Source organism: Inquilinus sp. (genome assembly GCF_057815775.1).
Genome location: NZ_JBYRFX010000799.1, coordinates 1 through 8,570, shown reverse-complemented (window position 1 = coordinate 8,570; position 8,570 = coordinate 1). Strand labels below are relative to the sequence as shown.

The window sequence follows — 8,570 nt, the reverse complement described above, 5'->3', positions numbered from 1 at the left end:
TGCCGCCGCGGCGACCCGGCTGAAGCTGTGACCGGGGAAGCGGTGACCAGGCCTGCCCCCGGCAACCTGTTCGACGCCCTGCCACAGAACGCGGCCGAGGAGCAGTTCATTCCCCTGCTGCAGGCGGCCGGCTTCACCCTGGAGCGCATCGTCTCCACCGGCCAGGCCAGCCCGCCGGGCCATTGGTACGACCAGGACCGGGCGGAATGGGTGGTGCTGCTGCGCGGCGGCGCCGGGCTGCAGTTCGAGGGCGAGCCGGAGCCGCGGCTGCTGCGGCCCGGCGACTGGGTCGCGATCCCCGCCCATGCCCGCCACCGCGTCGCCTGGACCGACCCGGACCAGCCGACGGTCTGGCTGGCCCTGTATCACGGGTGATCGGTCTCTAAGCGGCAATCAGCTCGAACCGGTCCACATCGACCAGCCCGCGGTCGGTGATCTTGAGGTGCGGGATCACCGGCAGGGGCAGGAAGGCCAGCTGGATGAAGGGTTCGGGCAGCGGGCAGCCCATCGCGCGGACCGCCCGGCGCAGCGCCAGCAGGTCCTGCGCTATCGCCTCGAACGGCTTCAGGCTCATCAGGCCGGCGATCGGCAGCGCGATCTCGCCGACGACATGGCCGTTGACCACGGCGACGAAGCCGCCCTGCAGTTCGATCAGCCGGTTCACCGCCACCGCCATGTCGGCATCGCTGTCGCCGACGACGCAGATGTTGTGGCTGTCATGCCCGACCGAGGAGGCGAGCGCCCCGCCGCGGAAGCCGAAGCCCTTGACGAAGGCGCGGCCGATGTTGCGGTTCACCCCGTGCCGGGCGAAGACGCAGATCTTGAGGATGTCCTGGTCCGGGTCTGGATGGCGGCAGCCGTCGCGCCAGGGCAGCGTCGCCACCAGCGCGTCGGTGATGATCTTGCCGGGGATCAGCCCGATCACCGGGCCGGTCGGGCCGGAGGTCGGGGCCAGGAAATCCTCTGTCATGACAAGGTCGAGCCGGACCGAGCCGAGGCCGACCGGGGCCGGCGCCGCGCGACCGGCGAAGATGTCGGGCCCGACGATGCGGCCGGCGCTGATCACCTGGGACACGGCGCAGTCCTCGAGGTCGTCCAGCAGCACCAGATCGGCCCGGCGGCCCGGTGCGACGATGCCCCGGTCGCGCAGGCCAAAGCCCTGGGCCGCCGACCAGGTGGCGGTGCGGTAGACATGGGCCACCGGTGCGCCGCGGCGGATGGCGGCGCGGATCAGGTGGTCGAGATGGCCTTCCTCGGCGATGTCGAGCGGGTTGCGGTCATCGGTGCACAAGCCGAGGAAGGGCGAGGTCTCGGCCGAGATGATCGGCGCCAGGGCGTTGACGTCCTTGCTGACCGACCCGTCGCGGATCAGGATCTGCATGCCCTTGCGCAGCTTCTCCATCGCCTCCTCGACGCCGGTCGTCTCATGGCAGTTGCGGATGCCGCAGGCGAGATACGCGTTCAGCGGCTTGCCGGTCAGCAGCGGCGAATGGCCGTCGATATGGCCGTCCTGAAAGGCGGCGAGCTTTTCCAGCACGCCTTCGTCCTTGGCCAGCACACCGGGGAAGTTCATGAATTCGGCCAGGCCGATCACCTTGGGGTGGCCGCGATGGCGCACCAGCGCCGCGGCATCCAGCCGGGCGCCCGACGTCTCCAGCTCCGTCGCCGGCACGCAGGAGGACAGCTGGACCCGCAGGTCCATCGCCGTGCCCAGCGCACCGTCGAGGAAATAGCGTAAGCCCGCCTCGCCCAGCACGTTGCAGATCTCATGCGGGTCGCAGATCGCGGTGGTGGTGCCGCGCGGCAGCACGCAGCGGTCGAATTCGGCCGGCGTCACCAGGGTCGATTCGCAATGGACATGGGTGTCGATGAAGCCGGGCACGACGATGCGGCCGCGGCCGTCGATCTCGACCGTGCCGGAATAGCTGTCGCAGGTGCCCACGATGCGGTCACCGCAGATCGCGACATCGCCGTCCAGCAGCGCACCCGTGACCACGTCCAGAGTGCGCGCGCCCTTGATCACGAGATCCGCCGGCGCGTGGCCCAGCGCTTGGTCGATCCGGGCCTTCAGTTCGGTCGTGCTGGACATGGCATCTTCTCCTACAGGGCGCCAGCCTAGCAGGATCGGGACAGGCCGCACCCGCTTTCCCCACCGATCCGGGGGTGGGCTACAGCCGGAATAGATGTAATTTTATGCGAATTGTATTTGATGCTAGACCCCCATTGGCGACAGCGGGAGGGTTTTGGACTATCACCAGCCCAGGCGGGTCCGCCCCGCCATCCGGGGGAGACAGGTGGGAATGGAGAGATTTCTGGGCTCGGTCCGATCCATCGTGCTGCTGGCGATCCTTGGGTTCCTGCTGTTCTTCGGCACGGCCGGATGGCTGGGCAAGCAGTTCCTGGCGGACAGCCAGCGCACCCAGGCCCAGGTCGACCACACCAACCAGGTGATCAACACCATCTTCCAGGCCCGCCTGTACCTGTCGCGGTCCCAGCTCTACAGCCGCAGCTTCGTGCTGAGCGGCAAGCCGCAGGATGCGGCGGTGTCCGAGGACGGCGCCCGGCTGACCACGGACACGATGCTGGACCTGCGCAAGCTGGTCTCCGACAACCCGGACCAGGTCCGGCGCCTGGACACCGCAGCATCGCTGGTCGAGCAGATCCTGGTCACCAACGACCGGATCATCGCTGCGGTCCGCCGCGGCGATCTCGACGGTGCCCGGGCCATCGTGTCCGACGCCGCCGACCAGGGGCCGGCCTTCCGCGAGCAGATCGAGATGGCGGTGGCCACCGAACGGACCCTGCTGACGCAGCGCCAGGCCGCCACCGATGCGACGCGGCAGCGGATCATCTGGCTGCTGGCCGGCATCGCGGTGCTGGCGGGGATCTGCGGCCTGGTCGCGGTCTGGGCCCTGTCGCGCCAGGTGCAGACCGACCAGAAGCGCTATCGCGATCTGGAACGGGCCAAATCCGAAAGCGACGCATCCGCCCGGGCGCTGGCGGAAAGCCAGGCGCAGATGCAGGCGGTGCTGGACAGTGCCCGCGACCCGATCCTGGTGGTCGGCCAGGACGGCGTGGTCGAGCTGGCCAACCTGGCCTGCGGCGCCGCCTTCGCCACCACCTCGCGCAGCCTGGTCGGCACCGACATCTCCGACCTGGTGCCGGCCCTGGCCGGCGGCGCGCACCCGACCGGCGAGGTGCGGGTGACCCGGCGCGACGGCAGCGCCTTCCCGGCCGAGATCTCGACCGGCGTGTTCGAGCGCGACGGCCGCGAGATCTCGGTCTGCATCCTGCGCGACATGACCGAGCGGCACCGGCTGGACCAGTTGAAGAATGAATTCGTGTCGACGGTCAGCCACGAGCTGCGCACGCCGCTGACCTCGATCCGCGGCTCGCTCGGCCTGATCGTGGCCGGGGCCGCCGGCTCGCTGCCCGACAAGGCCAAGGCACTGCTGGAGATCGCGCACAAGAACAGCGAGCGGCTGGTCGGGCTGGTCAACGACATCCTCGACATCGAGAAGATCGAATCCGGCCGGATGGAGTTCCGGCACGACCGGCTGGAGGCAGGTTCCCTGGTCGAGCAGGCGGTGGAGGCGAACCAGGCCTATGCCGTGCAGCATGAAGTCGAGTACCGGATCACGACCCAGAAGGGCACGCCGCTGCCGGTGCAGGGCGATGCCGACCGGCTGATCCAGGTGCTGAACAACCTGCTGTCGAATGCGGCGAAATTCTCGCCCGCCGGATCGGTGATCAAGGTCGCGATCGAGCCGGCCGGCAGCCAGGTCCGCATCAGCGTGCGCGACCGCGGCGCCGGCATCCCGGAGGAATTTCGCGGCCGGATCTTCCAGCGTTTCGCCCAGGCGGATGCCAGCGACGTCAGGCGCAAGGGCGGCACCGGGCTGGGGCTGTCGATCGCCAAGGCGATCGTCGAGCGGCATGGCGGCCGCATCGGCTTCGAGCCGGCCGAGGGCGGCGGCACCTGCTTCTGGTTCACCCTGCCGCTGCTGGCCGAGCTGATCGCGTCGGCCACCGAGGGCGTGGGCCAGGGCCGCCGCCGCGTGCTGGTCTGCGAGGACGACCCCGACGTGGCGACGCTGCTGGGCCTGATGATCGAGCAGGATGGCTGGCAGGTTGACATCGCCCGCGATGGCGAAACCGCGCTGGAGAAGGCGCGGACCGGGCATTACGACGCCATGACCGTCGACCTGCTGCTGCCGGGGATGGACGGCATCGCGCTGATCCGCCGGCTGCGCGCCGACGCGACGACCGCCGACCTGCCGGTCGTTGTCGTCTCCGCCACCGCACAGGACGGCAAGCGCGAGCTGAACGGCGACGCGGTCAACATCGTCGACTGGCTGGACAAGCCGATCGAACAGCTGCGGCTGCGCGTGGCGCTGCGCCAGGCGGCGCTGCGCAGCCGCGACGGGCGGGCCCGCATCCTGCATGTCGAGGACGATGACGACGTCATCGAGGTGGTCGGCGCCATCGTGCGCGACGAGGCCGACATCGTGCCGGCACGGTCGCTGGCCGAAGCCCGGGCCCGGCTGGCCGAGCGGCGCTACGACCTCGTCATCATCGATGTCGGGCTGCCCGACGGCTCCGGCCTCGACCTGCTGGAGACGATCAATGCCCGCACCCCGCGGGAGCCGGTGCTGATCTTCTCGGCCCAGGATTCCAACGGCTCCTACGCCAGTGCCGTCTCCGCCTCGCTGGTCAAGAGCCGCACCGACAACCAGCAGCTGCACCGCACCATTATCGGGCTGATCAACGGCCTGATCCAGGACCGCAACGAGGGCACAGACAATGGCCGATGAGGCCCTGACCCGCATCCTCTATGTCGAGGACGATGCCGATATCCGCTCGGTCGCCAGCTTCGCGCTGGAGGCGGTGGGCGGCTTCGTCCTCGCCGCCTGCGCTTCGGGCGAGGACGCGCTGGCCGCCGCGGCCGCCTTCGCGCCGCAGCTGCTGCTGCTCGATGTCATGATGCCCGGCATGGACGGGCCGGAGACCCTGGCGGCGCTGCGGGCGATGCCGGAAACGGCGGCGACGCCGGCCGTGTTCATGACCGCCAAGGTGCAGCCGCAGGAGGTGGCGCGCTACCGAGCCCTTGGCGCGCTCGACGTGATCTCCAAGCCGTTCGACCCGATGACGCTGTCCGACGAGATCCGCGCCATCTGGGCCGGGCGCCGCGGCTGAGGCCGGGGATGGCCGCCGACCCGGACGCCCTCCGCCAGCAGCTCGACCGGCTGCGGTCGAAATTCGCGGCGGAACTGCCGCAGCGGCTGGCCGAGGCCGAATCGCTGCTGGCGGCGCTGCAGGCCGGCGACACCGGGGCGCTGGCCGGGCTGCGGCTGGTCGTCCACCGCCTGCACGGCACCGGCGGCACCATGGGCTTCACCGCCCTGTCGCAGGCGGCGGCAACCCTGGAACTGCGCCTGGAGGATTGCCTGCGGGCCGGCGGCCCGGGCCCGGACGACCCGGCCGCGATCGCCGCCGGGCTGGCCGCGGTGAAGGCGACGATCGCCGGGGCGTGAGCCCGTCAGGCGGCTTCAGTCACCTCGATCTCAGCGGTGATCTCTGCCACCTTGCCCAGCATGATCGAGGCGGAGCAGTACTTCTCTTTCGACAGCTTGACCGCGCGTTCGACCTTGGCCGGGTCCAGGCCGCGGCCGGAGACGATGTAGCGCAGACGGATGCGGGTGAAGACCTTGGGATCGGTCTCGGCGCGTTCGGCCTCGACCTCGACCCGGCAATCGGTCACCGGCTCACGCCCCTTCTCCAGGATCATCACCACGTCGAAGGCGGTGCAGCCGCCGAGGCCGAGCAGCAGCATCTCCATCGGCCGGACGCCAAGGTTGCGGCCACCGCTTTCCGGCGCGCCGTCCATCACGACGGCATGGCCGCTGCCGGATTCGCCGACGAAGGTGCGGCCTTCGACCCAGGTGATGCGGGCTTTCATCTCAATCGCTCCAGGAACTGATTCGTCGCGCACCCTAGCAGTGGCACGGGTGGCCGTCAGCCGGCCGGACGGGCACGCCGAATCCGGGCTTTGCATCGCCGGAACTTTGCAGTATGGTCCGCGCCGCTTCGGGCCCTCGGGTCCGAGTCCGTGGTTTGCACTCGTAGCTCAGCTGGATAGAGCGCCGCCCTCCGGAGGCGGAGGTCACAGGTTCGAATCCTGTCGAGTGCGCCACCCCTCTCCAAGACATACTTGATTGCTCGGTCGGCTGTGCCGCGGCTTCGGCTATGGCACGAATGGCGCTAGGGCCGGTTTCGCCGGCTCGACGCAATCGAACTTCATGGTCATGCCGAAATCGTCGGCGAGGGCGGCCCGGCGGCCGTACTGGGCGCAGTGCGCGTCCGCCTTCGACTGGACGGAGGCCGTCGAGATCAGGAACGGGACGACGCCGAACGTCACGAAATCCTGGTTCCCGGTCTGCTCACGGCTGCACGCCGCCAGGGCCAGGATGGCCGCAGCCGCAGTGGCGAGCGTGCGTGGCCGCATCGGATCCTCCGTCTTAAAGATCGGAGAACCTGGAGTGGCTGCAGCCCATCGTCAATGCGATGGCCGAGCGACAAAATAACCGCGCGATCGGCGCCCCCTGCCCGCGGGCAGCAAAAAGCCCGCCGCGGTTCCCCGGGGCGGGCTCTTGGACCTGAGGTCAGTTGCCGAAGCGGCGCCAGGCCTGGTTGGTCATGCCGTTGTGACGGTCATGGCCACGGCGCTGATGGGCATGCTGCTGCTGGGCGTGATGATGGTTCCGCCAGTTCTGCTGCGCGTGGTGGCGGTTGTCGTACTTGTGGTGCTGCTGCTGGTGCTGCCAGTTGTTCGGCGCGGCCTCGGCCGTCGAAACGGCCAGCGGGGCCACGACCGAGAGGGCGAGGGCCACAAGCGCGGCCTTGGCCATCTTGCTGCGGAACATCATTTGTTCGGCTCATTTCTGTTTCTACTGCTCCCTACACGGCTGCCGGACAGAATCCCGTCGCCCCATATTTTCGAAACGCTTTTCCCGTGCTGTTGCATCATTTGATCTACGGTAAACGCCGCCGCCGTGGTGTTCTGCCCGCGGGCCACAACGGCCCCTGACTCACCAAGACTCGCCCCGCGGCCCACGCGGGGCTTTTTCTTGCCCGGCCGGGCTTGCTTCGCCTCGACAAAATTTCGTTACCACCACGACGGTCGCAGCGAATGATATTGCGACGCATTCCGATTCTCGGCATGGTGCGTCCGATTTTGAAGTAAATTCGACAGGCGAGGCTCTAATGAAACTGTCACTACCGGCTTTGGCCAGCGCCGCTGCGATGGCCGTGGCCCTGCTGAGCGCCCCTGTCATGGCGCAGGACGACGGCATCGTCGTCTACAACGCCCAGCATGAAAGCCTGACCAAGGCCTGGGCCGAGGGCTTCACCCGCGACACCGGCATCAAGGTGACGCTGCGCAATGGCGACGACACCGAGCTGGGCAACCAGTTGGTGCAGGAGGGTGCCGCCTCCCCCGCCGATGTGTTCCTGACCGAGAATTCGCCCTCCATGGTGCTGGTCGACGGCGCCGGGCTGTTCGCGCCGCTGGACCCGGCGACGCTGGCCCAGGTGCCCGACGCCTTCCGGCCATCGCATGGCCGCTGGATCGGCATCGCCGCGCGCAGCACCGTCTTCGCCTATGACAAGACCAAGCTGAGCGCCGACAAGCTGCCGAAGTCGCTGCTGGACCTCGCCGACCCCGCCTGGAAGGGCCGCTGGGGCGCGTCGCCGTCGGGCGCAGACTTCCAGGCCATCGTCAGCGCGCTGCTGGCGCTGAAGGGCGAGGCGGCGACCCTTACCTGGCTGAAGGCGATGAAGGAGAACTACCTGCCCTACAAGGGCAACAGCACGGCGATGAAGGCGGTCAATGCCGGCCAGGTCGAAGGCGCGGTAATCTATCACTACTACTTCTTCGGCGACCAGGCGAAGACGGGCGAGAATAGCGGCAATGTCGCGCTGCACTATTTCCGCGGCCAGGACCCCGGCGCCTTCGTCAGCATCTCGGGCGCGGGCGTGCTGGGCTCCAGCAAGCACAAGGCCGAGGCCGAGGCCTTCGTCAAATGGATCGCGGGCAAGGGTGGCCAGTCGATCCTGAAGACCGGCGACTCCTTCGAATATGCTGTCGCCAAGGGCGCCGAATCCAATCCCAAGCTCGTTCCGCTGCCCGAGTTGCAGGCCCCGCGGGTCGACCCTTCCAAGCTGAACAGCAAGGCGGTCACCGAGCTGATGACCAAGGCCGGCCTGCTCTGAGCACGGCAGACCAGAACGGCCGGACGGGGGGCTGGATTCCCCTGTCCGGTAGTTTCGTATTTCGACGGACCCCAGCGAACCGGGCTTGCATGTCTGCGAACTGCCTGTACCCGAAGGCTGCGTCGTATCACCTACCGCGCCGCACACTCCACATGAATGCGGCCACCGCATTGTCCCGATCTGATCAATGCCCATGAGTGTCGCGTCCTTGCCAGCGATAGAGCGTCCGCTTTCCGTGCATCCCGGCATGCGCCGGCTGCCCGGGCGCTCGCAGCCGCTGATGACCGCGACGGCGACGC

The 8,570-nt window shown here is 68.6% G+C and carries 9 protein-coding genes and 1 tRNA gene; 6 read left to right on the top strand and 4 right to left on the bottom strand.

Translation table 11 applies throughout. The annotated features are described in order from the left end of the window. Positions 1 to 375 (top strand): cupin domain-containing protein (locus AC3XYG_RS28475; protein ID WP_489143252.1); only part of this gene is annotated, 375 nt, incomplete at its 5' end. A 7-nt stretch (positions 376 to 382) separates the two neighbouring features. Here the strand turns inward: AC3XYG_RS28475 and ade are convergent. Then, a complete protein-coding gene (gene ade / locus AC3XYG_RS28470) occupies positions 383 to 2,089 on the bottom strand; it encodes an adenine deaminase (protein ID WP_489143251.1) in 1,707 nt (568 codons plus the stop codon). A gap of 211 nt (positions 2,090 to 2,300) precedes the next feature. Here ade and AC3XYG_RS28465 point away from each other — a divergent pair, with 211 nt between their 5' ends. The 3 genes from AC3XYG_RS28465 to AC3XYG_RS28455 are packed head-to-tail and all read left to right on the top strand — an operon-like array spanning position 2,301 to position 5,534. Then, positions 2,301 to 4,814, top strand: a complete 2,514-nt coding sequence (locus tag AC3XYG_RS28465) for a response regulator (protein ID WP_489143250.1) — start codon at positions 2,301 to 2,303, stop codon at positions 4,812 to 4,814. Further along, positions 4,804 to 5,196: a response regulator gene (locus tag AC3XYG_RS28460; protein ID WP_489143249.1), complete on the top strand. Its 393-nt coding sequence runs from the start codon at positions 4,804 to 4,806 to the stop codon at positions 5,194 to 5,196. The genes AC3XYG_RS28465 and AC3XYG_RS28460 overlap by 11 nt, the downstream gene beginning before the upstream one ends. Before the next feature lie 8 nt (positions 5,197 to 5,204). Continuing rightward, positions 5,205 to 5,534, top strand: coding sequence for an Hpt domain-containing protein (locus AC3XYG_RS28455; RefSeq protein WP_489143248.1), 330 nt, complete (start codon positions 5,205 to 5,207; stop codon positions 5,532 to 5,534). Positions 5,535 to 5,539: 5 nt separating this feature from the next. Here AC3XYG_RS28455 and AC3XYG_RS28450 read toward each other — a convergent pair whose 3' ends face one another. Further along, positions 5,540 to 5,959 (bottom strand): OsmC family protein, encoded by a 420-nt coding sequence (locus AC3XYG_RS28450; protein ID WP_489143247.1) that lies wholly within the window; start codon positions 5,957 to 5,959, stop codon positions 5,540 to 5,542. Between the two features lie 157 nt (positions 5,960 to 6,116). On the opposite strand from AC3XYG_RS28450, the gene AC3XYG_RS28445 reads away from it, so the two are divergent. Then, a tRNA-Arg gene (locus tag AC3XYG_RS28445) sits at positions 6,117 to 6,193 on the top strand. Positions 6,194 to 6,244: 51 nt separating this feature from the next. On the opposite strand, the gene AC3XYG_RS28440 is transcribed toward AC3XYG_RS28445, so the two are convergent. Beyond that, positions 6,245 to 6,505, bottom strand: coding sequence for a hypothetical protein (locus tag AC3XYG_RS28440; RefSeq protein ID WP_489143246.1), 261 nt, complete (start codon positions 6,503 to 6,505; stop codon positions 6,245 to 6,247). 157 nt (positions 6,506 to 6,662) lie between these two features. Continuing rightward, positions 6,663 to 6,926, bottom strand: a complete 264-nt coding sequence (locus AC3XYG_RS28435; protein WP_489143245.1) for a hypothetical protein — start codon at positions 6,924 to 6,926, stop codon at positions 6,663 to 6,665. A 337-nt stretch (positions 6,927 to 7,263) separates the two neighbouring features. Between AC3XYG_RS28435 and AC3XYG_RS28430 the strand changes: the two genes are divergently transcribed. Further along, positions 7,264 to 8,271 carry an iron ABC transporter substrate-binding protein gene (locus AC3XYG_RS28430; protein WP_489143244.1) on the top strand — a complete coding sequence of 336 codons (1,008 nt, stop codon included), beginning with the start codon at positions 7,264 to 7,266 and terminating at the stop codon, positions 8,269 to 8,271. Positions 8,272 to 8,570 lie beyond the last annotated feature (299 nt).